Annotated in this window: 18 protein-coding genes; 1 reads left to right on the top strand and 17 read right to left on the bottom strand. The window is 41.5% G+C overall.

Annotated elements, in window-relative coordinates; translation table 11 throughout:
* Nucleotides 1-12 precede the first annotated feature (12 nt).
* From EO132_RS12060 to EO132_RS11980, 17 genes are all read right to left on the bottom strand, one after another.
* Nucleotides 13-3,402: a TonB-dependent receptor gene (locus EO132_RS12060; protein WP_164732337.1), complete on the bottom strand. Its 3,390-nt coding sequence runs from the start codon at nucleotides 3,400-3,402 to the stop codon at nucleotides 13-15.
* Nucleotides 3,403-3,614: 212 nt separating this feature from the next.
* Nucleotides 3,615-4,820: a FecR family protein gene (locus tag EO132_RS12055; protein ID WP_127138096.1), complete on the bottom strand. Its 1,206-nt coding sequence runs from the start codon at nucleotides 4,818-4,820 to the stop codon at nucleotides 3,615-3,617.
* A gap of 70 nt (nucleotides 4,821-4,890) precedes the next feature.
* Nucleotides 4,891-5,544 carry an RNA polymerase sigma-70 factor gene (locus EO132_RS12050; protein WP_417935891.1) on the bottom strand — a complete coding sequence of 218 codons (654 nt, stop codon included), beginning with the start codon at nucleotides 5,542-5,544 and terminating at the stop codon, nucleotides 4,891-4,893.
* Nucleotides 5,545-6,191: 647 nt separating this feature from the next.
* The gene (locus tag EO132_RS12045) at nucleotides 6,192-6,833 is read right to left on the bottom strand and encodes a response regulator transcription factor (protein WP_127138094.1); all 642 of its coding nucleotides are present in this window, start codon (nucleotides 6,831-6,833) and stop codon (nucleotides 6,192-6,194) included.
* The gene (locus tag EO132_RS12040) at nucleotides 6,826-8,823 is read right to left on the bottom strand and encodes a sensor histidine kinase (RefSeq protein ID WP_127138093.1); all 1,998 of its coding nucleotides are present in this window, start codon (nucleotides 8,821-8,823) and stop codon (nucleotides 6,826-6,828) included. Before EO132_RS12040 ends, EO132_RS12045 begins: the two co-directional genes overlap by 8 nt.
* 150 nt (nucleotides 8,824-8,973) lie before the next feature.
* Nucleotides 8,974-9,876: a PorP/SprF family type IX secretion system membrane protein gene (locus tag EO132_RS12035; protein WP_127138092.1), complete on the bottom strand. Its 903-nt coding sequence runs from the start codon at nucleotides 9,874-9,876 to the stop codon at nucleotides 8,974-8,976.
* Between the two features lie 9 nt (nucleotides 9,877-9,885).
* Entirely contained in the window at nucleotides 9,886-14,976 is a 5,091-nt protein-coding gene (locus tag EO132_RS12030; protein ID WP_127138091.1) for a gliding motility-associated C-terminal domain-containing protein, read from the bottom strand.
* Between the two features lie 288 nt (nucleotides 14,977-15,264).
* Nucleotides 15,265-16,314: a Fic family protein gene (locus tag EO132_RS12025; protein WP_235856448.1), complete on the bottom strand. Its 1,050-nt coding sequence runs from the start codon at nucleotides 16,312-16,314 to the stop codon at nucleotides 15,265-15,267.
* Nucleotides 16,315-16,754: 440 nt separating this feature from the next.
* The gene (locus EO132_RS12020; protein ID WP_127138089.1) at nucleotides 16,755-17,768 is read right to left on the bottom strand and encodes an amidohydrolase family protein; all 1,014 of its coding nucleotides are present in this window, start codon (nucleotides 17,766-17,768) and stop codon (nucleotides 16,755-16,757) included.
* A 71-nt stretch (nucleotides 17,769-17,839) separates the two neighbouring features.
* The gene (locus EO132_RS12015; protein WP_127138088.1) at nucleotides 17,840-18,403 is read right to left on the bottom strand and encodes a Crp/Fnr family transcriptional regulator; all 564 of its coding nucleotides are present in this window, start codon (nucleotides 18,401-18,403) and stop codon (nucleotides 17,840-17,842) included.
* A 127-nt stretch (nucleotides 18,404-18,530) separates the two neighbouring features.
* Nucleotides 18,531-19,262, bottom strand: a complete 732-nt coding sequence (locus EO132_RS12010; RefSeq protein ID WP_127138087.1) for a LytR/AlgR family response regulator transcription factor — start codon at nucleotides 19,260-19,262, stop codon at nucleotides 18,531-18,533.
* A gap of 3 nt (nucleotides 19,263-19,265) precedes the next feature.
* A complete protein-coding gene (locus EO132_RS12005; protein ID WP_235856447.1) occupies nucleotides 19,266-20,297 on the bottom strand; it encodes a sensor histidine kinase in 1,032 nt (343 codons plus the stop codon).
* A gap of 12 nt (nucleotides 20,298-20,309) precedes the next feature.
* Nucleotides 20,310-21,536 (bottom strand): ABC transporter permease, encoded by a 1,227-nt coding sequence (locus EO132_RS12000; RefSeq protein ID WP_127138086.1) that lies wholly within the window; start codon nucleotides 21,534-21,536, stop codon nucleotides 20,310-20,312.
* A complete protein-coding gene (locus EO132_RS11995; protein ID WP_127138085.1) occupies nucleotides 21,533-22,279 on the bottom strand; it encodes an ABC transporter ATP-binding protein in 747 nt (248 codons plus the stop codon). Before EO132_RS11995 ends, EO132_RS12000 begins: the two co-directional genes overlap by 4 nt.
* Before the next feature lie 6 nt (nucleotides 22,280-22,285).
* Entirely contained in the window at nucleotides 22,286-23,518 is a 1,233-nt protein-coding gene (locus tag EO132_RS11990; protein ID WP_127138084.1) for an efflux RND transporter periplasmic adaptor subunit, read from the bottom strand.
* Nucleotides 23,519-23,522: 4 nt separating this feature from the next.
* Nucleotides 23,523-24,854: a TolC family protein gene (locus tag EO132_RS11985; protein WP_127138083.1), complete on the bottom strand. Its 1,332-nt coding sequence runs from the start codon at nucleotides 24,852-24,854 to the stop codon at nucleotides 23,523-23,525.
* 180 nt (nucleotides 24,855-25,034) lie between these two features.
* A complete protein-coding gene (locus EO132_RS11980) occupies nucleotides 25,035-25,709 on the bottom strand; it encodes a LytR/AlgR family response regulator transcription factor (RefSeq protein WP_235856446.1) in 675 nt (224 codons plus the stop codon).
* A gap of 166 nt (nucleotides 25,710-25,875) precedes the next feature.
* On the opposite strand from EO132_RS11980, the gene EO132_RS11975 reads away from it, so the two are divergent.
* A partial coding sequence (locus tag EO132_RS11975; protein WP_164732267.1) for a helix-turn-helix domain-containing protein occupies nucleotides 25,876-26,132 on the top strand: 257 nt, incomplete at its 3' end.

Here is a 26,132-nt window from a genome sequence, read left to right as displayed (position 1 = left end):
TCTTGTCCAATTTTAAAATTCAATATTTACACCCATGGTAATTGTTCTAAACAACGGGTAGGATTTACCCGGACCATAGTTTCCATGAAGTCTTTCTGGGTCAAAGTTCTCATCAATGGGCGAAAAAGTAAGTAAGTTTTCTCCGCTCACATATACCCGTAGCCTATTAAAGCCCAAAGGATCCAAAACTGAATTCGGGAGGGAGTAGCCCAATTGAAGGTTTTTTAACCGTGCATAGGAAGCATCTTGTAAAAATCTGGTTTGTCGTTGTTGGTTTTTACTGATTTCGCCCGTTGCATAGGGTCTTGAAAAATAGGCGTCCGTATTTTCGGGTGACCAATAATCCATTGTGGTTTCGAACACCTGTTGCGTCCAAGAACCGGTAAGTCCAAAAAACGGTATGTCACCGAGCCAAACCTCTCTTTTGGCTATACCTTGCCAGAACATATTGAAATCGAATCCTTTCCATTCGAATCTGGTTGTAAATCCAAAGGCATAACGGGGAGTGGTATTCCCTATCCTTCTTAAATCCCCTGGATCTTCAACAGTGTTTTCCCCTTGGGAAATAACACCGTCTCCGTTTAGATCAGTGTATTCAATATCTCCAAGATTCCAATTTCCGCCATAGATGTACGTCGTCTGGTCGGCCATATTATTCAATTGCTCATCAGTTTGGATAATACCGGCTGTGGTATATCCCCATATTTCGCCGATTTCCTTACCTGGGTAATAGCCCCAAATATTGTTGGTCGGGCTATTGTATCTGGTAACTTTGGAAAAGTTATCCGATAGATTGAATTGGAGCGAGTAATTGAACTCCTCATTGATCACATCGTTCCAGCCCAAGGTCAACTCAAATCCCTTGGTTACCATATCGGCATTATTGGTTACCGGGACACCCACTCCTAAAACAGAGGGCAAAGCTTCTGCTGGACCGACCATATCCAAAGTCTTTCTTTCAAACCAATCAAAACTCAGACTCAAACGATTCTTCAGCATGGCTACATCCAAACCAAAATCCAATGTGTTTGCGGTTGCCCAGGTCAAATTATTGCTGACCAATCCCGGTGCGGTCATATAATTGGGTCGCTCCCCATCAATAATATATCCCAGATTGGTACGAATGGGGACTTGGGCATAAAAAAGGTAATTTGAAATCTGTTGATTCCCTAACTCCCCATAGGACGCCCTTAGCTTAAGAGAGTTGATTTCCTCAACCTTGAAAAAGTTCTCCTTGGCAATGTTCCAACCTGCGGATACCGATGGGAAAAATCCCCATTGGTTTCCAACTGGAAATTTTGACGTTCCATCGTATCTTGCATTTGCCTCGAACAAATATTTTCCTTTATAGTTGTAATTCACACGTCCAAAAAAACCAATATTGACCCACTCATCAATGGAATCGGATGTTTGTCGAATGCCGGTACCCGTATTTAAGGAAGGTATGGCATCCGTAACCAAATTGGGAACATAACCCGATATTGCATTACGGGTATAATCTTCTCGCTGCCCTCCCAGCAAAATATTGAAATAATGTCCACCGATGGTTTTATCGTAGGAAGAAAACAACTCCAAACTTTCATAATCCCTTGATGCATTCGTCTTACTAACGGAATTGACCGATTGAATATCGTATGGGTTCCCATCCGTGTCATGAGCTTGTAAAATAGCTTGATGGGCATTGGCTTCCGTCATCAATTTGGAATACGAGTACCTCGCCGTGGTTTTCCAATCTTTTATGGGTTCAAATTCCAAGGTTCCCATCAATTTCAATTCGTCCTCTCTTGTTTTACGCCTTGAACCTTCAAAATATTGGATTTCGGAAGTCCACAAAGGATATCCATTGGGATCGTACAACGGCCAATGTGGCGGCCTTGTGTATGCGATATGGAACAAATCCCCTGTTTGGGCCGAATAATCATAAGGTTCATTGGTAAAGCCCCGGTTATATAAGGTTTGGAACTTAAATTTGAGTTTCTCGTTCAAATCCGTATTGATATTGGCCAAAAGATTGTACCGTTTATAGTTATCTTGCCCCATCTCAAAAATCCCATCTTGATCCAGATAGCCCAAGGAAATACGATAATCCGTGTTGTCCGAACCACCACTTACTGCAAAATCGTGTTTTTGGCTTACCATGGAATCACTGTAATACGCATCAAAATAATCTACATTGGCATTACCCAGTCCATAACTCCATCGTGAAGGGTCGCCCGGTTCAGGGACCGTGGTTGGAATACTTCCTGGATCGGAAAGGTATTGCCGGATTCTATCCATCTGATCTGGACCAAAAATCGGGTTCATCCCCGAATTGGCCGCAGCTGCATTCATCGTTTCCGCATGAAGTAAAGAATTCACAGTTTTTGGAAAAACAGTCTGTGCGTTGTTCGAAACCGAACTATTGATGCTTACGGTGGTTTGTTTTCTAGATCCTTTTTTGGTCGTAACCAAAATAACCCCAAAGGTTGCTCGCGCGCCATAAATCGCAGCGGAAGCCGCATCCTTCAATACCGAAATGCTCTCGATATCAACAGGATTGAGAAGGTTCAAATCACCTTGCACACCATCTATGAGGACCAGCGGTGCGGCACCCCCATTGATATCGCCAAGTCCCCTAATCTGAAAAGTGGAACCTTGACCGATTCTTCCCGGTGAACCAGGATTTGTTGTTACACTAAGGTTGGCAACGGTACCCTGTAAGGCTTGACCTGCATTTTGGACAGCCCTGTTTTCTAGGACAACACTTGAAGTCTCACCAACAGCTCCCGTCAAGTTTTCCTTCTTCTGTACGCCATATCCGACAACGACAACCTCATCCAGTCTACTGGTATTTTCTTCCATGGTCACTTCAACTACATCGGTGGTCACTTCAATACGCTGTGTTATCATTCCCATATAGGAAAACACAAGTACGTTACCTTCTTCCGCTTCTATGGAATAATTGCCATCAAAATCGGTCTGTGTTCCATTGGTGGTTCCATCCACCAAAACATTGACCCCTGGCAATGGGTTTCCGTCAATGTCCTTGACAGATCCCGAAACCATTTGTTGGTAATTATTGGTTACCGTATTTTTTTTCGGTCTTTGTTCATCCGCCCTAGGCAAGGAACGTTTAAGTATAATCTGTTTCTTGAAAACCTCATAGGTTATGGGGGTTTTCGAGAAGAGTTCTTCCAAAATTTTGAAAATGCGTTTGTTTTTTACATTGATGGAGACCTTCTTGGCATATTCAATTTCGTTATCGTTGTACAAAAATTTGAATTGCGTATTGGACTCTATTTCTCTCAACACTTTTTCAACACTGACATTCTCTAAATGCAAAGTGATTTTGGTGTTCTGGGCATAAGAACTTGCCTGAACCTGAAAAAGGGTAATGATAAAAAGATAGACTGTCAGTTTCATTTTAAGGTCTAACTTCAAGTATAAGGGGGGCATGCCCCTTAACATCGAAAGGATTTTCATATCTTTGTTCTGTATTAAGATGATTTAACATTTGGTTTAAATCACTCTTTTATCCAATCGGGGAATGTGTCCGCATTTTCCGATTTTTTTCTTCTAGAGTGATGGTTATTTATATTCAAAAGTTCATTTCATTGGCAGATCGTTTTTTTTGATTAGTAAATATTGATTTGATTGTTTTCAATATCATAGTCAAAGCCGTAATTTCTCTTGAACGACTCCAGTATATCCACCATTGATTCTATTTTGACATCAAAGGCCGCCGTGAAAGTTTCTTCTCCAAGCTCTACGTTGTTATTTGTGATTGACACATTGTAGCATCTTGCCAATTTCTTGATGATGTCTTTAAATTTCATGTGACTGAACACCATCCTTCCCTTAGTCCATGCGGTATAGATATCCGTATCCACTTCTTTGACGGAAATATTTTCTTTCACTTTGTTCCAAGCCCCCATAAATCCGGGCTCCAACAGGGTATAACCTTCCTTGTTTTTTTTCTGTGAACTTTGGCTTTTATACAGCCCAACGGAGCCTTCCAGTAAAACGGTATTTATAAATGCGTCCTCAGGGTAGGAAGAGACCACGAATTGGGTCCCCAGCACTTGGACACCTAGATTACCCGAGTTCACCACAAACGGTTGTCCCTTATTCTTTTGGACATCAAAAAAAGCCTCTCCCTCCATAAAAACCTCCCTGCTTTTATCCTTGATGAACCGCACAGGATATTTCAAGGAAGTCCCTGCATTTAAATGCACCCGGGTCCCATCGGACAAGACAAGTTGAAATGTTTTACCATAAGGAACGGTCAACTTATGATACTCCATTGACTTCTTATCACCATCTAAACCATTAGACTGTTCTTTACCCTGGGTATAATCAAGTTGATCGAATTTTTGCACCCCCACGATGTTTCCTTTACTGTTCTTAAACTGTCTATTATCGGATTTTGACAGCTTTTCAACAGCACCGTTTTCAAGTTCCAGGGTAATCGATTCTTGTTCGGGCAATGACCCAGTCCCCTCCTTCGTAAAATCTCCGATTGAAAAAAAGTAGGTACAGACAGCAACACCGATAAAAACAGCGGCAACTTTGACCATTATTTTTAGATGTCTAAGCTTTGAATCCGCAACTGTATTTGCTCTTAACCTTTCCCATTCCCTTGCGTGCGTTTCATCCACCTCCTTTTTCAAACGACTTCTCTCAAGCCAATGGCTGGGTTCTGCCAATTTTTGCATGATGTATTCCCGCTCATCTTGATTCAGCTCCTCTGAGGTATCAACCTCATCAATCCTTTCTCGAAGTAGGATTGTTCTGGCAAGTTTTTTAGCCAGTTCGATAAGTTTGCCGAAATCTCTTAACATATTTTGATTATTACTGTCTTTATTTTAAAGACGATATTACAGGTATATGGGGTTAAATGTTTTTCTTTTTTTATGACAAAAAGATATGGGCCACAATAGCTATGTGCTCCCGAAGTTGGAAACGAAGCCTGCGATAGGCTATTTTTTTCTGTGCTTTCACAGTATTCAAGGTTATCTTTAATTCATTGGCTATTTCCCCATTTTTATAGCCCAACAAACTTAATTTTATGATTTTTTTGCATCTCAAAGGCAAGGTGTTTACTGCATCGTCAACCAAGCGTGCGGTTTCTTGCAAAAGAAGCTCACTTGAGAAAAAAGAAGCGGTTTCCATACTTTGTATCGCCTCTATCGATAAATCACATTTCGATTTATATCGTTTGCTTTTCAACACGTCCAACGATCTATTCTTTACCGCCGTGTACAAATAGGATTTAACTGTATTCTGACTTTTGAAAACCGTTTTTTGGTTCCAAACCTTAATGAAGATTTCCTGCACGACATCCTTTGCCATATCAAGATCGTTCAAATAGCGATTGCAAAACAAACAAAGTGCAACATGATGTGTATCAAAAAGAACTTTGTATTCCTTCGGGGTTAGGCGGTATGTTTTATTGGCTTTCAGTTTTAAGAGGTTTATCGACCGTGCGTTAAAATTGTTCAAGCTGACCCTTGTTTTTGTCGGATTTACATAAAATTGGAAAGAGTTAAACAATCCTTTATCCATGATAAATCCAATACAAGGTTAATATGCCACTACATTTTGTAACAGAACCGGTTGCAACAAAAAAATAGGGCAATCAAAGACTGCCCTATTTCAAACTAACTAAACGACTCAACATTATGTACGTAAACAATTACAGTACTTGATAATTTCAGCATAATATTATGTTGGACTCCACTCATAACATTACTAAGACGACCATAAGTTGAAATAGGGTTAAAAGTTTTTAAATAATTTATATCAGAGTACGCCGTGAAGCGTTTATCGATGTCTGAATCTGTTCTTGAACATTTAATGCCCACCAAATCTTTAGCATGAAAGAATTCAATGAAATCCAGGATAGTCTGTTTCCCTTCATCATCTGTCAGGGTATATTCAAAGGCTCCCTTTTTCTTGGATAAAAGTGAATCCTTTGCATTGTTCGGCGTTTTAACAAATTGACAGGGACTAGCCTTAAATTCGTTGGTTACCAATGAACTTAAGATGAGCAAACAAAACGTAATCAATGGGAACAGGAAGCGGGGGTTGGGCATAGGGTAAAATCATTGTTTTTCCAAACAACAAGTTAACATACCTCATCTTCAATAAAAATACGTACCCCACCACAATTTTTACGCAGGGGTACTTATCAGTGTTTTATAAAATCGTTATCAAAGGGACAATATCAAATCCTTATACTTTGAAATCCATGAAGCCCATTGATCTCCATCACCCAATTCCAGTTTTTGGATGATATTGCTTCTATGCTTCTGAACAGTTCGCAAAGAGATCAACAGTTCCTCAGCAATTCCCTTGGAGGTTTTTGACTGTGCCACCATCCTAAGAATGGTACGCTCTGAAGAAGAAAGTAGCTTTAGTTTTTGCAGCTGTGGATTAATGGCTGTTTCCACCATATGTTCAAAGGTTTTGCTGAAGTAAGTCTCCCCTGCACTTACCCTTAAGATACACCTTTCTATTTCAGAAAAAGGTTCTTCTTTAAGCAAATAACCACTGATCCCCAATTGTTGTGCCCTATAAACAAGCCCTTCCTCTTTGTGGGAAGTAAGCAAGATAAAACGGGTAGAACAGTCTGCGCCCCTTGCCTTTGTTATGACCTCAATTCCGGAAAGCATGGGCATTTGAATATCCAAAATAGCTATATCGGGCCGCAAGCTCAATAGTCGTTCCAACGCCTCCAAGCCATTGGTTGACCGAGCAATTACGTTGTATCCTTTGGATTCGAGCTCATCGACCAATCCTTTCAACAACAAGGGATGATCATCGGCCACCAATATGGTATGTGTATTATGCATTTGTAATGGGGATATTAGCGTTAATGGAAGTTCCTCTTTTCTTCGCGGTCCGGATTTGAACCTCCCCTCCCATCATCTGGATTCTCTTTTCCATGGTTTTGAGCCCTAGGCCTTGACCCTTATTCCCTTCTTCAATGTCAAAACCTATTCCGTTGTCCGCAATCCGTAATTTGACACAATCTGTCCTTTTTACAATCTCAATCAACACTTCAGTGGCCTGAGAATGTTTTACCAAATTGGTCATGGCCTCTTGTACAAACCTATAAAGGTTGACATTTTGTTCCTTGTCAAAGCAATGGTCTATCTTATCCATTTCCAAGGTAAAAATAACATTGTACTTCTCATCAAAGGTATAAATTAGCTGTTGGACAGCACCAGTGATTCCCAAGTTGGCCAATGCTGGGGGAAGAAGACCTTTAGCCACCATTCTGACCTCCTCCAATGTATCCTGGGAGAGTTTCAACAGTTCTGTTTGACTGGTATCCCTGGCTTTTTTTGACATTACTGTTAGTTGTTGCCCTACGCCATCGTGTAATTCCCTTGCGATATATTCCCTTTCCCTTTCTTGTTGCCACAACAAATCTTGTGAATATTTTTCGGTCAGTTCCTGCTCTTTCTGGGCAAACCTGCGAATACGGTACAACCATAAAAAACCTGACCCTCCAACAAGTATCACGCCACCAAAGACCAACCAATAAGTCTTCTCTTTGTTTTGGGCGTCCAGTATTTTAATATCCTGTTTTTGTTTTGCAATCTCCATATCCTTCTTTTCCGTTTCCAGCTGTGCCTGAATGAAGGCAAATCTTCGCCGAGAAGTCACGTTGTTCACGGAGTCTTTCATCTTGGCATAATTTTTAAAATGCAAAAGGGATTGCGGTAAATCGTTCATTTTCTCATAAATAGTCGCCAATAAAAGCTCTGACCGCATAATATTTTGTGCTTCCAAGGTTCCTTTTACTCCATTAAGAGCATTATGGGCGTATCTTTCTGCCAAATCAAATTGATTGTTGGCCAATGCATTCCAACTCATGGCCAAATGATAATACGTTCCTAAAAAAGGATTGTTGACATGGGGGCCTATCTTGGAAACCAATTCTCGTTTGTACAAGTTCGAACTGTCCTTTATCCCGTTCCTGGCATAAACGGAAACTGCATAGGAAAGAGTCAAAATATCAACAATGCCCTGAACAGCGGATTCATGCTTCCGCTCTTTTAGCGCCATTCGTATTTGATGAAGTTCTTCGGTCAAATCATTTTTACGATTTGCTTCATTACAGGCTGCCAAACGTGCCATGGTAACCACCTGATACTCCTTTATGGCTGTTCCCTTTTCAAACACCTCTTGGCGGGCTTTTTCAGCTCTATCATACAATCCATTTTTACCATAGAGTTGTGCCAAACCGTTCTGCGCCCACAGATACATCAATGTATCGTTTTGATGGATGAATATCTTTTTGGATTTTTCAAAATAGGCAACACTCTTGGAGATTTCGTTGACCTTGTCACTATTTTCGCCTGCTTTCAAATAAGCATAACCAAATTCATATAAAGAGGAATCCTTTCGCTTTTCCATAAATGTGATTCCCTTATCCAATATGTCCAAGGATTTTTTATAATACTGCATAAAGGTCGCCGCCTCTGCACAAGTAATATAAAACAATGGTATTTGCTTTTCATCAGAATTATGGTGCACATAAGGCTGATAATCCTCCAATATCGAATATGCCTTGGAATGATTAATGGATTTATAAATGTAATACGTTCCCAAGGCATTTGTAAACGTCAAAGCTTCCTCCCATCGCTTTTGGGCCAATGAGGAATCCCTATACTGAAGAACAAGATTGGCCACCTCATCATTGTCCATGTTTTTTTGTTCTATAAGTTCAAGCAAATAGTTCACTTTCCCTTCATATGCCAAGATTGAATCCAATGTGTCCGTAATCTTGCCGTTGTCATCAAAAGATTGGGAACGACATATTCCAGAGGTCAAACAAAAAATTAAAATCAGTATGGATATGGGGCATTTATACACAGCTATAAAAATACCACTAATACATAAACTTTCATGAGTGGACAGTCAAATATCTTACCCTGCTCATCTTGATGGTTTAGACGTATTCATTCAGGATGTCAAGTGGTCTTATTTTATATTTGAAATAAAATCATACCTCAAAAAAAATTCATGTGTGCCACCGGTATATGGGCGGATTCCCGATACTGGGACTTCGTAAGCATATCCCAACATCAACCTTTTGCCTATCATAAAGCTTCCCAAACCACCAATGGCATCATAACTATTGAAACGATAATTGGCCCCTAACATAAATCGCTCATAAAATCTGATATTGGCCCCGACATCAATGGAAATCGGTGCACCATCCGTAAGAATGAACATGGAAGTTGGCTTCAATACAATAGAATTGGCAAGGGGAAAGTCGTATCCAGCCGTAAAATATAAATTAGGTGTATCCGTGACTCTATAGGATGCATCAGCATTACCTATATAATCAACACTGAACATTTGAGGCACTGATACTGCCATATACCAACGTTTTCCATACAGAAAGCTTCCTACTCCCACATTTGGAGACCAACTATCGGAATACGAACTGAAATAAGGATCCGTTTGTACATCCGGGCTGTTCAATAGTGCCGGACTCAAGGAATAATGGGTAAAACCGGCCTTTATCCCAAAAGCTAGGCGAGTAACACTACCTACCTGCAGCGTATAGGAAAAATCACCATAGAGGTAATCAAATTTTTCCTCACCCAAACCATCACTAACAAGCGAAAGCCCCAGCCCTACCTTTTCATTGCGTAAAGGGGTATGTGCTGAAAACACCTTTGTTGATGGTGCCCCCTCAAAACCACTCCATTGGGAACGGTGCATCAAAATGGCCGAAAAGCTCTTTGTACTACCTGCAAATGCAGGGTTGATACTAACGGGGTTGTACAAGTACTGTGTGAACTGTGGTGCCTGCTGGGCCATAGCATTGCAGTGGTACACAACCACAACAACCATCAACAATAGAAACTTCTTCATCTTAATCTTTTATTTTGTGCCTATGTAGATACTGCCCTTAATGGGTGCCATGTTGGTGTCAGAGACCTGTATCACATAGAAATAGGTTCCCGAGGACAATCTTCCTTGGTTATTGCCCTTTGTGGCACTCCAATCGTTTTGATAATCATCCGACTTGTAAACCTGCTGTCCCCAACGATCAAATACCATCACTGAAATTTTATTTCCATAGGTATCCGAACCTCCTACAATGAAATAATCATTTTGTCCATCACCATTGGGTGTGAGTACCTTGGAGACCTCTACCTTAGATGTCCTATCCGTTCTACAACCATCTTCCACCTCTACTTCCACAACAACTTGATTGGTACACATTCCTGCTTGCTCGGTATATGTAAAAGTATACGTCCCGACCTCCATGGTCGATGGGTCGATTACAGAACGATTTAAGCTGACCGAACCACTTTGGGATTCCCAGATTCCATCTCCTGCTTCCCCTTCGATTTTTTCGTAGAGGTCCAAATAGGTTTCGGTAATGCATACGGCAATGTTATCATCTGTGTTTATCTGTGTTGGCAATACTGTGATGTTTTGCTCAACACGCTCTTCATTGCCCTTGGAATCGGAAGCTATCCAGAAACGTTCGATATGATACCCTTCTCCTGAGATGGTCTCATTTTGACCATATTCAATTTGAACCTCCATATCACAGTTATCCTCAAAAACCGGATTTGGGATTTCAGGTACTTCATTGCAATACACTGTAAGTTCCATATCCAGTTCCGAAATCAATTCGGGAGCTGTAAAATCCTCTATAATCACATTCTGTGTTTGCGTACTGGTATTCCCAGCTTCATCTTCAAACCTCCATGTGACCACCGTGGCACCCTGCTGTATGATGGGTAGAACCGCATCATGGGAAACGGTTACCACACCGATGCAATTATCTGTGGCCGTTGGGTACGTTAGACTGCTGACCTCACATTCATCGGTAATATCCGATAAACTCGCCTGATCGGGAACCGGTGCCTCTGTATCTGTTATGACCACATTCTGCGTTTGCGTAGTGAAGTTCCCGGATTCATCTTCAAAATTCCATGTGACCACCGTGGTGCCTTGCTGTGTAATGGGGAAAACAGCATCGTGCGAAACAGTTACCGCACCACTGCAATTATCCGTGGCCGTTGGGTACGTTAGACTGCTTACCTCACATTCATCGGTAATATCCGGTAAACTCGCCTGATCGGGAACCGGTGCCTCTGTATCTGTTATGACCACATTCTGCGTTTGCGTAGTGAAGTTCCCGGATCCATCTTCGTAGGTCCATGTGACCACCGTAGTGCCCTGCTGTGTAATGGGCAAAACAGCATCATGCGAAACAGTTACCGTACCACTGCAATTATCCGTGGCTGTTGGGACCGTTAGACTGCTGACCTCACATTCATCGGTAATATCCGATAAACTCGCCTGATCGGGAGCTGGTGCCACCGTATCTTCTATAATCACATTCTGTGTTTGTGTACTGCTATTACCAGCTTCATCTTCATAAGTCCATGTGACCACCGTGGTGCCCTGCTGTGTGATGGGCAGAACAGCATCATGGGAAACGGTTACCGCGCCGCTGCAATTATCCGTGGCCGTTGGGGCCGTTAAACTGGTTACCTCACATTCATCCGTAATATCCAGTAAACTTGCTTGATCGGGAACTGGTGCATTTGTATCCGCAACGACCACATTTTGTGTTTGTGTGGAAGTATTGCCGTTCTCATCTTCATAAGTCCACGTAATCACGGTTGTCCCTTGGACAGCGATCGGAAAGATTGCATCGTTTGTTACTGTTACTGTTCCTCCACAACTATCAGTAGCGGTTGGGGCCGTTACATCAGACACCAACACTTCGCACTCCTCAGTAATATCTGGCAATGTCGCCAAATCGGCTACAGGAGCTGTAATGTCCTCTACAGTAACCATTGCGGTGCATTGTGCACTCACTCCATTATCGGCCGTTACGGTCAATGTGACTTGATTGGTTCCTAGGTTTGAACAATCAAATTCAGTAACATCAAGTGCTAGTGTTATTCCATTATCCTCATCATAAGAGCCGTTGTTGATTTCCTCCGGATTTATAATTACCCTACCGTTTGAATCGAGGGTAACCGTGATATCCTGGCAAATGGCCACGGGTGCCTTGTCTTGTAACTCATAGGCGCCCATATCAACAGTACCTCCATTGGCATAGTCGTAAATGCGCTCATTTCCAGCCAAATCGACTACGGCTTCGGGTGCCCCTAACGATACCACAAAATTATTGTTCCCGGCATTAATGGCTGGACTAGTGGCCTTCACGCTATAGTCATGTCCCGCCACATCTTCAAACTCCGGATCTACCGCCAGATTGCGACTTTGCATCACATCCCCAGAAACCGTTCCATTATATGCCAATGAACTATACATGCGTCCATATCCTGCAACTAGATTGATATGTCCATTTGTTCCCGTATTATTGGAAAGTATGGAGTTCGCCACCAACAAGGTCCCATCGCTTAAATGGATACCACCCCCAGCGGCAGCTGTATTATCGCTCAGGGTGGAATTTATAATTTCAACTTCACCGGATTCACAGGATACAGCACCTCCAGCAGTAGTCGCTTCATTATTATATAACAAACAACTGATCAATTGGGTATCGCCGGTAAAACTGATTATGGCGCCCCCCACACCATTGACACCATCACCAAAGGCAACATTATCGTGCAATATGCTATTCTTTAACATAAAGCTGGCGTCTTGATTGATATAAAGCCCACCACCTGTCCGGCCAATGGCCACTGGACTATTGTCCGAAGAATCATCCGCATAGGAATACTGGACAATGACTCCATCTATAGTCACATTGGGTTGTAAGACGATCAAAATGGTATGGCTATCCCCGGCATCCGCCACTGCATTCCCATTGATATCCCCACTTAAGATGGTCGAAGCCACGTTCCAATTCCGTTGAGTCGGTAAAGTTTCATTTCCGGTAAAGCCTCCCAAAAGGGTAACGCCTTCGGGAATGACAAAGGAATCGTATTCTGATGTTCCCGGTTTGTAGGTACCTTGGGTCACCCATATCTCCGTTAACCCACAATTAGCGGAGAGAGCAAGTGCATCCTGTAAATCGGTATATGCATCGTTCCACGAGGTTCCATTGTTTGCCCCCGCGGCCTGTTCATCCACATAAATAATACCTGAACTGCGTTCGTAGGAATCCACTACAGTAACCGTGGCTGTGGCCGAAGCCGAATTATACCCGTCATTGACCGTTAAGGTAACCGTGTGCGTTCCCACATCGGCACAGGTAAAATCGGTTTTGCTCAATGTTCTGGTAAAGGTGGTATAGCAACCATTGGCATCAATACTGTTGTCATCTATATCTTCAGGCCTTAGGGTTGCGCGCCCATTGGCACCCAGATAAATGGTCGCCGATTTCGTATTTACAATAGGTGGCGTATCCTTGCTGATTTGATACACGTAATTATAGGTGGCCGTATTCCCATATTGGTCGGTTACCTCAATGGGCACCGAAACATTGGTCCCAATATCGGCACAGGTTGCAGTGCGGGTACTGGCCACAGCGGTATAGCTGTCACAATTATCGGAAATAGTAAAGGGTCCTTGCGGAGTTAGTACCACCGAAGTATTATGCCCCATTTCAATAAAATTGGTCATCGAGAGCATAAAGGGAGGGGTATTGTCCACTACGGTCACATTGGCCGTACAGGTAGCCCCATTGCCCCTACCATCAAGAACCGTTAGGGTAACCGGGACAGTACCAACGTCATCACAGGTAAAGGTGGTTTGTGATAGGGACATGGATGCAACATAGACATCATCATAAGACCCTGCATCAATATCGGCAGCTGTTATGGTAACGGTACCATCGGCCATTAAGGGGTTTTCCGGGTCGAGTGACACTGTAATATCCCTACATACTGCCACAGGAGGTTGCTCATCATAAATGACCCTGTATTGGATATAACCCGTTACGGGACTACTAGTCGTTCCTCCTTCTGTTCTTACCACATTAATGGCATCGGTGAAAGTAAATGACTCTCCACCGCCACCGCCACGCTCCAAATCACCGCCGCCGCCGCCATAATAACCGCCGCCGCCGCCGCCCGCTGCTCCTTTACTTAAAACCTGATTTGAGCACTCCGCTTCTATGTAAACATGTGGATAAAATATCGACCCGGCACCTCCACCGGCCCAGCCCGCACCACCTCGATTGACATCCCTAATTGTTATTTTTACACATCTAGGATCAAATAACCCTCCCGAACAATCTCCAGTGTATAAATCAGTAGGTGGATGATATCCCCCTGCACCTCCTTGACTTGGCGGATTTCCCATAATTTCTCTTACGAAAGGGGTATTAGACTCAAAAGCATTATCGCGACTACCTCCACCTCCTGAAAACACATAGTAAGTACCCTCTATACTATTAACAAGACCAACTATTCCTCCACCTCCTGCTCCATAGGAAAGTGTTCTAACTATTGAACCAGGCTGCCCGCATGAATTTTTCCCACTTCTGGCAATCCCTCCACCATACCCATGGGAAACCATTGCTTCAATGGCCGCTCCACCACCGCCACCAGCAGCAACGGCGATGGGACTTGTAGGTTGCCCATAGGGAGCTACTGCCGTAGCCCCACCGCCCCCGCCACTGGCAGCAACATCATGAACATCGGATTCTCCGCGAGATCCTATATAAAATTGGAGTCGGTCCCCTGCATTTTCACTGGTAACGGGCAGGGTAAACTTTACGGTCCCCCCTTCTCCTCCTTGTCCTATTTTCTGTGCCACCAAACCTTGCCAAGTGGCACGTCCACCATCACCTCCTTTAAGGATGAACTCTACGGCTACCGCCCCGTCTTCCAATGTTGGCAAATAACCGTCCATGGTGGCCCGGGTACGTGAATGACCTCCCCCTTCGTAGGGCAATGGAGTCCATACGGTATTGGTCAACGTCCCAACTTCCGTATGGGGTCGATTTACGGTTTGTCCGAACAGGCTCGTTGAACATAAAACAAATAAGATTAGGGCAATCGGTAGGGATTGAAACTTTGATTTGGGCATGTGAAAAAGTCTTTATGCTTTCACGCCGCAAGTTAAATCGATGCGAAATCAAATAAAATACGCACCCACATACATAATTTACGTAGAGGTACGTATGTCTCATGAATATCCATGGACCAATTAGCCCGTTTCTGACCAAGTATAGTTTTTAGCAATGTCATCCCCGTTGTGACACTGAACGTTTAAAACTTCCATAGCTATTCTTGGGCAATGGTTCAAATCCTGACCCGATTTGAACCTAGTGATTCTAAATCCTCATTTTAAGGTCGAATTGCATTCTTAATAAAATTATCCTTGTTCCAAGACTTTCATCAATTCATGGTTCAAATACAATTTTTCCTTTCCAACTTTTATAGATTTCAGAAAACCTTGCTCTTCCAATTCCATCAAATAGTTTCCAACTGTTTTAGGAGTACCCAAACCTATATCAATAAGGTTTTGGCGCTTGGTATAAGGTAACTTGAACAAGACTTCGACCAAATCCTTTGAATAGACTTTTGGTAATTGTTCCTTTATTTTAAGTCCAGTGGTTTCCATCAGGGCAACAATGGATTCCAAGCGACTGAGTCCTAGAATAGATGTTTGCTCGATCATATCAAGCATATATAATATATAGTCTGTCCAATTATTTTTTTCCGTTACATTTCTTAAATGCTGATAGTACAATTTCTTGCGCTTGATAATGTAGTCACTTAAGAACAATGCTGGTATATCTAAAAGTTGCTCCAATTTTAATTGCAGTAACAATAAAATCCTACCCGTTCTCCCATTGCCATCCGAGAATGGATGAATTGCTTCGAATTGATAATGGGATATGGCCATTTTAATCAAGGGATCTATCTTATCATACTGATTTATAAACTTTTCAAGATCGGCCATTTTTCCACGTATGATATCCTCGCCAGTAGGTGGTGTATAGATAATATCCCCTTTTGTATTTGATAGGGTCGTACCTTTTGAAGTTCGTATTCCAGAAGTATTTTGTTTGATACATTGAACAATTTCAACACATAAGTTAGTCGTGATAAAGGGTTTATCCTCAAGCCTTTTCAGCCCAAGCCAAATAGCTTCTTTATATTTAATGACCTCTTTTGTCGCCGGATTGTCAAATTTTTTATCTGCAACAACCGCCTTATACAAATCGTCATTTGTTGTAATGATATTTTCAATTTCAGAACTTGCTTTGGCTTCTTGAAGATGCAAGCTATCCAAAACCAAGCTTGGGTTTGGCAAATTCCTAATGGCTCCATTCAATTGTGCCAAGGCCCTACTTGCAGTTATGGTCTTAGAAAGGATGACTTTAGTTTCCAAATCTTCCTTAGGTGGAAGTGGAGGCAAATTGTTGAACGGTTTTGTTTTATCGAAAGAAACCATATACAGGTAAAAATTACTCTTGAATCAATTACAAGGGTAAAAATAATCATTTTTTACACTTGTTTAAACTATTGAGGTAATTTTTACCCGTGTTTGAAATTCAAAATCACCTCCCAATGACCTCCTCCCGTTAAACCGGACCTTTTAAACCAGGAAATTATCAGGCACCGTTTTATTGAACTTTCACTCTTAAACGAGTCCACTGGTTTGTTAAAGTTCATTTTCCCGTACTAAATAAATAGTTTACATTCTACCCTTTATTTGAACTTTCAGGTTATGGTTTTTGGATATGTAAGGGAGGGAATCATTGGAAAAAGTTAGGACCTACAATTGGATTCCTTCCCGTAGTTATCTGAATTCATATAATGTTGTGACCAATTCACTGAATATCAAATTTTAATCTGTTAAACTGTAAACCTTCGATCTGGAAAAAGCGCTTTAATATTTTGATTGGCCATTTTATTAAATTCCTTAGAACTAAGATTATTTTTAAGCCCTAATAGTAATTTGTCCACAACTGGTCTTGGGGCGAAAAATGCATCCGACCCAAACAATATATGATCTTTTGCTATTTTATCCGTTAGCCTTAGTACATCGGAATCTACATTTAATGCGGTATCAAACCACATCTGCTTTATATAGGATGAAATGCTTTTTTCAACCATGGCCCAACGATCTTTGACTTTATTGGATACAGGCATGGCTTCACGTACATGTTCCATTCTTGGAAAAGTAAACTCAACCCTCGAATGTAAATAGGGTAAAGTCCCACCCATGTGTGAAAAGATGAACTGCACATTGGGACAGCGTTCCATGGTAGCACTATAAATTAAGTTTGTTGCAGCCCTTGTGGTATTAAAAGTAAATTCCGTAATGAAATCAATGGGGACAAACTCAGGTCGTTTAATTGAGCTTGCAGGTGAACTGGGGTGAACATAAACCACGGCCTTATATTGCTGCAGAACATCCATAAGTTCGTCAAAACAAGAATCCCCTAAAAATGATTCTTCGTAGTTGGAAAGTAGCCCAATACCGTCCAATTTCAGAACATCCAAAGCATATTTCACTTCTTCGATACTTGCCGCTACATCTGGCATGGGCAAGACGGCAAATGCACCGAAACGATCAGGATATTGTTGTTTGGCACTGGCCATGAACTCATTGGTTTTTCTGGCCAATGTTTTTGCCTTTTCTGGCGAATGAACATATACTTCTCGAAGAGCAGGCTCTGAAATTGACATGAAAGCTGTTTCAATGTGCAGTGAATCCATAAAATCAAGACTCATTCCAACGTTCCATGGGTCAATGGATTTTCCACCCGAATGTGTGATTCCAATTTCGGCCAATCCTTCCCTGTATACATCTGGTATGATATGATGGTGGACATCTATCAAGGGGGTATAATTTGTTTTTGACATATCTAAGATTTAATGAATGTCAAAAGTATAAGGTGGTCTTGATTTAAAAATTGACAAATGATAAAAAAGCATTAGACTTTGCTTTTAATGCGACTTAAACTTTCTTGGGTAATACCAAGATAACTGGCCAACACTTTATTGGACAATCTCGCAATCATTTGAGGTCTTTGACTAATTAATGCATCATATCGTTCTTTGGCCGTCATACTTTGAAAAGCTTCAATACGACCATAATGTAGGGTAAATGCCTGCTCAATGCGATTTATGTAAAATGCACGCCAAGCAGGTACAGTTTCATTTAACTTTCTAACATTGATATAGGACAGTTCGTATAAAATACCCTCTTCCAATGCCTGAATGCTCTCTGAAGAAGGCGTCTGATTTATAAAACTATCAAAACTGGTTGCGAATTCATTTTCAAATGCAATTCGTCTTGTGGATTCCTGATTCCCATCATCCGAAAAAACCCGAATTACGCCCTTATCTACCAAATACACTTTTCTGGCCACATTGCCAGCTAGTAACAAAAATTCACTTTTTTGAATATCCACTTTTTCAAATGCATTCAACAAAATTTTTATTTGCTCATTCTCTAGCCGATACTGTTCATTTAAAAGTTCTAGAAATTTTTCCATAAATTAAGATTCTGGAAAATAAAAATACAATGAATAAAATATCCCTTTATTAAGATGTGTAAACAAAGTAGTTTACTCCATTTTTAAATCCAGTTAAATATGCTTTTAGTTTTTTCAGTATAAAATCTCAAATCGAGTTATCCTCCAGATAGGCCAGAAATTTGTCTTTGTGTTGTTCAGAAATCGTAATCTGCGTGTTGTTGATCAATATAAGTCCACGTTCCACTTCTTCTATATAAGGCAAGGCTACAATAAAAGACCGGTTCACCCTCATAAACCTATCGGAAGGTAAATCGGCTTCCAATGACTTTAGGGTCATTAAACTTAAAATTGGACTTGGATTATCCTTTACAACGATTTTCACATAATCCTTCAGGCCTTCAAAGTAAAGTATCTTATTCAACTCCAACTTTAAGTGTTTATATCCTGATTTGACAAATAGAAAATCTTTATCCGAGCTTGCTGTAACCTTTTGCAGTTCTGTGTTGGATGGTTGTATGCGATCAAAGGCCTTTTGTGCCCCTATAAGGAATTCACCATAATTGAACGGTTTAAGCAAATAATCCACCGCATCCACCTTGAAACCTTCAAGGGCATACCTATCAAAGGCCGTAGTAAAGATAACATTTGTTTTCCCCTTGACAATTTTGGATAGTTCCATACCACTTAAATCGGGCATTTGTATATCAAGGAACAATAGATTTACAGGATTGCTATCGAAAAACTCCAATGCTTCCACAGCATTGGAAAAAGAATTCTTTAGTTCAAGGAACGGGGTTTTAGCGATATAACCCTCAATCAATCTAAGTGCCATTGGCTCGTCATCCACCGCTATACAGGTCAATTTGCTTTTTTCCATGGATTATCCTTTTAATGGAGTTTCAACCTTAACATGATAATATCCAGAGCTGATTTCATGATCAAAACTGTGTTCGTTTGGATATAAGAGTTCCAAACGCTCCTGTAAGTTACGTAATCCGATTCCAGACCCACTATGATCTGTATGTGTTTTGGGAAAATCGGTATTCCATCCCTTAAAAACAATTCTATCTCCATGCATTGCAATATCAAAAGCGATACAACTTTCTTCCTGGGCCGAAACACCATGTTTAAACGCATTTTCGATCAAGGATATAAATAGCAAAGGGGGGACTTTTATATTATCATCCAATTTGGGGAAGTTGTAGGTCACCTTGGTCTTTTCCGTAAGTCTGAGTTTACTCAACTCAATATACTTTTCCATAAAGTCCAATTCCATCTTCAAAGGAACCTCCTCGGTTCTGGTATCGTACAATAGATAACGCATAAGCTTGCTCAAGCTGTGGATAGTTGATTTCGCCTCCTCTGGTGAGATGTCCACCAAAGCATATATATTGTTCAAAGAATTAAAGAAAAAATGGGGCTGCAATTGGTAGTGCAAATGCTGTAGATCGGATTTGAGCTGTTGGTGGGCCGCCTCTTTTTTCTCGGCCTCGGATTTGTTCAAACGTTCCATGGTCCTCAGGGATACGGCCCATACAATCGGAACCAAAAATGACAGCGCCTGCACATAGTAAACCATGGTTCGCGGAGGACCCTTCCCATCATCCATTTGTGGTCTCGGAAAAAAAAGTTCGGTAAACCATTCCCGAAACCCAATCATAACAACTACCAAGAGTATATTTATGACGATAAATACAATTATTCTTTTTTGAAAGAAAAGTTTATCTGCAAAAAAAACATAGTTCAAATAAAAGGTTACCATGTATAAAAACAACGGTATCCAAGAAAAGGCCACTACATGTTTAAATGCCTGATCTGTATCGTAGCTCAAAAGATATGGGAAACTAAACAAGACCACCCATACCATTAGATGGATGAAAATTTTACGCCATATGTTATTCAATACTCCCATACCAAGCAAGGTTTATTCGTATCTCAATGCAGTTATCGGGTCCAAAGCCGAGGCTTTTCGGGCAGGATACCATCCAAAAAAGATACCTGTTACGGCACAAACCGCAAAGGATACAATTACGGAATAGGAAGTTATGATAGTTGGCCAGCCCAAGAATCCCTTAATAAATAAGGTGGCGCTAAAACCTAATATTACTCCTATAATTCCCCCTGATACACTGATTAAAATCGCCTCGATCAAAAACTGCAACAATATATCGGCTCCCTTGGCTCCTACAGACATACGGAGTCCAATTTCGCGGGTACGTTCTTTTACTGAAACATACATAATATTCATAATCCCGATACCACCGATCAATAACGAAATACTAGCGATGGCCACCAATAAAACAGTCAACATCTCGCTGGTAGAACTAAATGTAGAAATCAATTCATCCATAGAAAACACATTGAAATCATCATCCTCATTACCACTTATATCGCGTTGTTTGCGCAATATAGTGGATATTTCGTCAACCGCACCTTGGGCATCTTCCTCACTTATGGCCGAAGCTACAATGGTTTGAATGTAGTCAATGGCCAAAATACGTTTTTGAACCGTGGTGTAAGGTGCCAAAATCACATCATCTTGATCTTGACCAAAATTACTCTCCCCCTTTTCAGAAAGCACCCCAATAATTTTGAATGGAATGCTGTTGAATCGTATCATTTTTCCAATCGGATCTTCCCCATTGGTAAACAGATTTTCAGCAACGGTTTGCCCAATTACAGCCACCTTGGCTGCAGAACGCACCTCAGCATTGGTGAACATACTCCCATCTTGTAAATCCCAAATCTTAATATCCAAGTATTCTGGATTCACCCCATAAATGGAAGTTGGCCAGTTGTTGGCTCCATTAATGGATTGGCCACTACCGCTCACTTGTGGGGTTACGTAGGCCAAAAGAGACGCTTCCTCCTTTAACGCTTCATAATCTTTTAATTTCAAAGATTGCATTTCACTAGGATTCATTCGCACGCCGCCACGCATATCGGCACCTGGTCTGATGTTGATCATATTGGATCCCATGCTCGAAATTTCGTCCCGAATGCTCTGTTTAGATCCCTCCCCAATGGCCAGCATGGCAATTACCGAAGCCACACCGATTATGATACCCAACATCGTGAGCAGTGTTCGCATTTTGTTCAGGACAATGGCCTTTAATGCGATTTTGATAAGATTTAATATCCTTGTTTTCATTCGTGGTCTTCTTTAGGTAATGCTGCCAATTCTCTTGCTGCATCGTTAATGTCGGTATTGATATCATCCTTGATGATATGCCCATCTTTCAAAATCACGGTCCTTCCACTGAATTCGGCAATATCGGGTTCGTGGGTCACAAAAGCGATGGTTTTCCCTTTTCTGTTCAGTTCCTGGAACAGCGACATAATTTCATAGGAGGTTCGGGTATCCAAGTTTCCTGTGGCCTCATCCGCTAATATGATGACTGGATCGTTCACCAAGGAACGTGCAATGGCTACCCTTTGCTGTTGTCCACCCGAAAGCTGGGCAGGGGTATGATCCAAACGTTCTCCCAAACCCACCATTTCCAATGCTGCAACGGCTCTACGATGTCTTTCTTCGGAAGAAATCTTATTATTATAGATTAAGGGTAGTTCCACATTTTCAATCGCGGTTGTCCTTGGTAATAGATTGTAGGCCTGAAAGATGAATCCAATTTTCTCGTTTCGGATGGTGGCCAGTTCGTTTCTGTTCAAACTGTTCACAGGCACGCCGTCAATGTGATAAGATCCTGAGGATGGGCTATCCAAACAGCCCAAAATGTTGAGCATGGTACTTTTTCCCGACCCACTGGACCCCATGATGGTCACAAATTCTCCTTCGTGAATATCCAAGGACACTCCTTTAAGGGCGTGTACAATCTCATCCCCCATTCGGAATTCCCGTTTTAGGTCGTCTATTTTAATTATTGTTTTTGCCATGATACCCTAATTCTCTTTTTTCTTGTCGTTGTTTCGTCCTGGTGGTTTTGGCATAAACGGACTTCCAGAACTAGCCTCTTCATCTGCCTCTGCATTACTTATTTCTTTTAAGCTATACACCAATTCATCGCCTTCCGACAGACCTTCTACAACTTGCACATTAACTCCGTCACTGGCACCTAATTTGATTTCTTTAGGCTGAATGCCAGATGAAGTCTTGCTCCAAACAACCGTAACATTATCACTGGGTGGTTTTGGCCTATCGGATGGTGGCGTCATGGCCAAATCCTGTTGCTCATAATATTTCATCAACAGATCCATATTGGGTTGAAAATTGACCGCTTTGGCCTCGATGGTCAACACATCTTTCAACTCCAAGGTATAAATGGAAATGGTCGCTGTAAGTCCTGGTTTTAATTTCAATTCTGGGTTTTCTGCCTCAATAACCACGGTATAGGTTACAACGTTTGATTCCACCGTTGGGTCCAAACGTACTTGGGTTACAGTGCCGATAAATGTTTCACCTTGGTAGGCATCAACAGTAAATCCAACGCGTTGTCCTTCCACAACACCACCTATATCAGCCTCATCCACATCAGCTTCAACCTGCATTTTTTTCAAATCTTTAGCGATGGTAAACAATGTTGGTGTCTCAAAACTTGCAGCAACGGTCTGTCCTTCATCAATTTCGCGGGAAAGCACTACTCCATCAATGGGAGAATAAATATCTGCATATCCTAAATTGGTCTTGGCTTCGGTCAAGTTGGAACTGGACTGCACCACCGTACTTTTGGATTTGTTCAAATTGTACAAGGCTTCATCATAATCTGCCGTACTGATCACTTTATTTTCAAAAAGTACTTTCTGACGGTCGTAAATCTTTTGGTAATAATCCTTTTCGTTTACCGCATTGTTATAGGTTGCCTGTGCCTGAAGTAAGGCTGCCTTTAAATTGGTCTTATCCAATTCGGCCAATAACTGCCCTTTTTTCACTTCACTGTTAAAGTCCACATATATTTTTTCCACTTCCCCTGATACCTGGGTACCTACCTCAACTTCATTCAAGGGTTCAACAGTTCCCGTAGCGGTGACCATGGTGGTTACTTTACCTTTTTGGGCCTTAAGGGTTTCAGCTTTTACTCCGGACTGTGCTTTGCCCGACAACATGCTATACCCTATCACTGCTACCAAAATAACTCCAGCGATTATAGCTATGGATTTAAATTTTTTGTTTTTCATCTTGTTAAAGTTTTATTTCGTTTCCTTGGTAAAAATCGAGCAGTTCGTTATACAGTATGCCCAAGTATTTTGCTTGTAAATAATTCAATTGTGCGTTGGTCAAGGTATTTTGGCTAATAACCAAATCCGTGGTGCTCAACGCATTGAGTTCGTATTTTCGTTGTGCCAATTTGTAGGACTCCTCGGCGGCATCACTGGCTGCTTTGGATGCTTCAATTTGTTCTTGTGCTGATTGGGCATTTTGCCAAGCGGTCTCTATTTTTTGATAGAGTTCTTTTTTAGCGGCCTGCAATTGTAGCTTAGATTGTTCAATTCCGATTTTGGCCGTTGCTACCTGTGCCTTGTTTTGGTATCTTGAAAAAATGGGAACGGTAAAGGACATCCCCACTCTTTGGTTGAAGTTTACATCCAACTGATCGGTGAATGTAAGATCATTGGTGCTGGTATAGCCCGAACCAACACTTCCAGTGAGGGATAAGGTGGGAAGAAAACCTCCTTTAGCGATATCCAGATCCTTTTCATTGATGGTGGTATTCAATTCGGATGCTTTTATTTCGGGCATTTTACCAATGGCATTTTGGTACACCATCATTTTATTGGGAACGGATTGTCCCTCCAATATTGGATTTTCCAAAGGTTCAATCTCCAAATCGACCATGGGATCCAACTCCAACAATTGTTTGAGTACAATAATTTGTTGGGCATAGCTGTTTTTCGCAGTAATCAGATTGGTTTTGTTGGTAGCTGCTTGGGAAAGGGCATCGGTGTAATCGATCATGGCAATGGTTCCAGCATCCAAACGGGCTTTGGCTCTTTCCACTTCTTGCTCTGATGCGGCCAAGTTGTTCTGGGCTACTTCAATACTTTCCTTGTTGTACAAGATTTGAAGGTAGGCCTCCAAAATACTAAGCGTGATATTGTTTTTGGCTTCTTCCACATACAACTCGTTTTGCTCCACCATCAAACGGTTTTGCTTCACTGCATTGTTCAATTGGTTTCCATTGTAAAGGGTTACCGAAGTGCTCAACCCTAAATTGGTGGATTTTATTTGTTGGGAAACAAAATCACTGGTAATGGGGTCGATCGAGGAACCCCAAGAAAAATTTTGGGATGCACTACTGCTTAAATTTGGGAGTTTTGCGTATTTGGATTGGGTAAGGTTCACTTCTGCCCCATCTTTATCCAAAGCCACTTGCTTTACATCTATACTGTTTTCCAACGCATAGGAAATACAATCTTGCAACGACCACACTTGTTTGGTGGCCAAGGAGTCCATTTCTTGAGCACTTATTTGAAAGCTCAAAAAGAAAATAACCGCTATTGCCTGAATCTTCATTGTTATACATTTTGAAACAAAATTCCAATAAAGAAGAAGGCGCTGGAGAACCAATAGACGTTTGCCTAAAAGGAATCTACCAAATCAAGAATTTTCTCGATTTCCTTGGATGATTCCAAATCCATGTAACCATGGCGGCAATACCCAATAACTTAAACCATGTTATTCAGGGAGTGGGGACTACAATCCCAATATGGGAAAAAAGGTGGCCCTATAGCTTTCCCCGATGGGAATTCGTACATCGTGGACAACTATTCTGTTTCGTTGTACGGACTTTATACAACTTAAGTTGACCACAAATGATTTATGGACTCGAAAAAATTGATTGGATGGCAGCTTATTGAGCATTTCCTTAAAGCTCATCAAGGTCAAAATAGCTTTATTGGTCCCCTTGATATGAATTTTTAAATAGTCCTTCAACCCTTGGATGTATTCTATATCATCGAGGTTGATCTTAACACTTTCATATTCAGCCTTAACAAAAATAAAGCCCTGAGATGTAGAACTTGCATCTCCATTGGATGGAAATACATTATGATAGGTGTTCGCTTCGGCAGGTACAGTTTTATTGGATATAGCTTCCTTTGCCCTTGAAACTGCTTTGATAAAGCGATGATATGGGATTGGTTTTACCAAATAGTCTATCGCATTGAGCTCAAAACCATCCACAGCATATTGTGAATAGGCCGTTGTGAATATAAATAACGGATGGTTGTCCAATGAAGAAATAAAATCAATACCATTGATCTGGGGCATTTCGATATCACAAAAGATTAGGTCTATTTGTTTTTCCTTGATGATGGAAATCGCTTCCAAAGGATTTGTATAGGTACCCACTACCTGAACAATATCCATTTTTCTGCAATAATTGCAAAAAACGGGCATAGTATACCACCTGCGGCGGATTAAACTGAGCCACCCGCGGCGGACCAAAGTGAGCATAGTGGGGCGGATGAAAGTGAGCCACTAAAAAGATCGATTCTATTTGAGTGTTGCGATGGTTTCTTTTGTAAAAAAGACCATGGCGAACAAACAGATAGATATGCGAAAGGCAAAAAGGATTTACAAATTGTACGGCGAGGGGGCCAGCAAGCGACGGATCAGCAAGGAACTTGGCATCTCCCGCAACACGGTGGCCAAGTACATCGAGTTCTTCAAGTGCTACAGGCTGACGCCCTACGAGGTCTCGGAGATGACCCTGGAGGAGATCCACAGGCTCTTCAAGGCGGACCAAAAGCCCAAGAGCGAACAGCTGAGGACCTTAGAGCGGTACTTCCC

The organism is Flagellimonas oceanensis (genome assembly GCF_003992595.1).
Lineage (GTDB): Bacteria > Bacteroidota > Bacteroidia > Flavobacteriales > Flavobacteriaceae > Flagellimonas > Flagellimonas oceanensis.
Note: the sequence above shows the minus strand (reverse complement) of the source record. Positions and strands in the feature narration are given on the sequence as shown.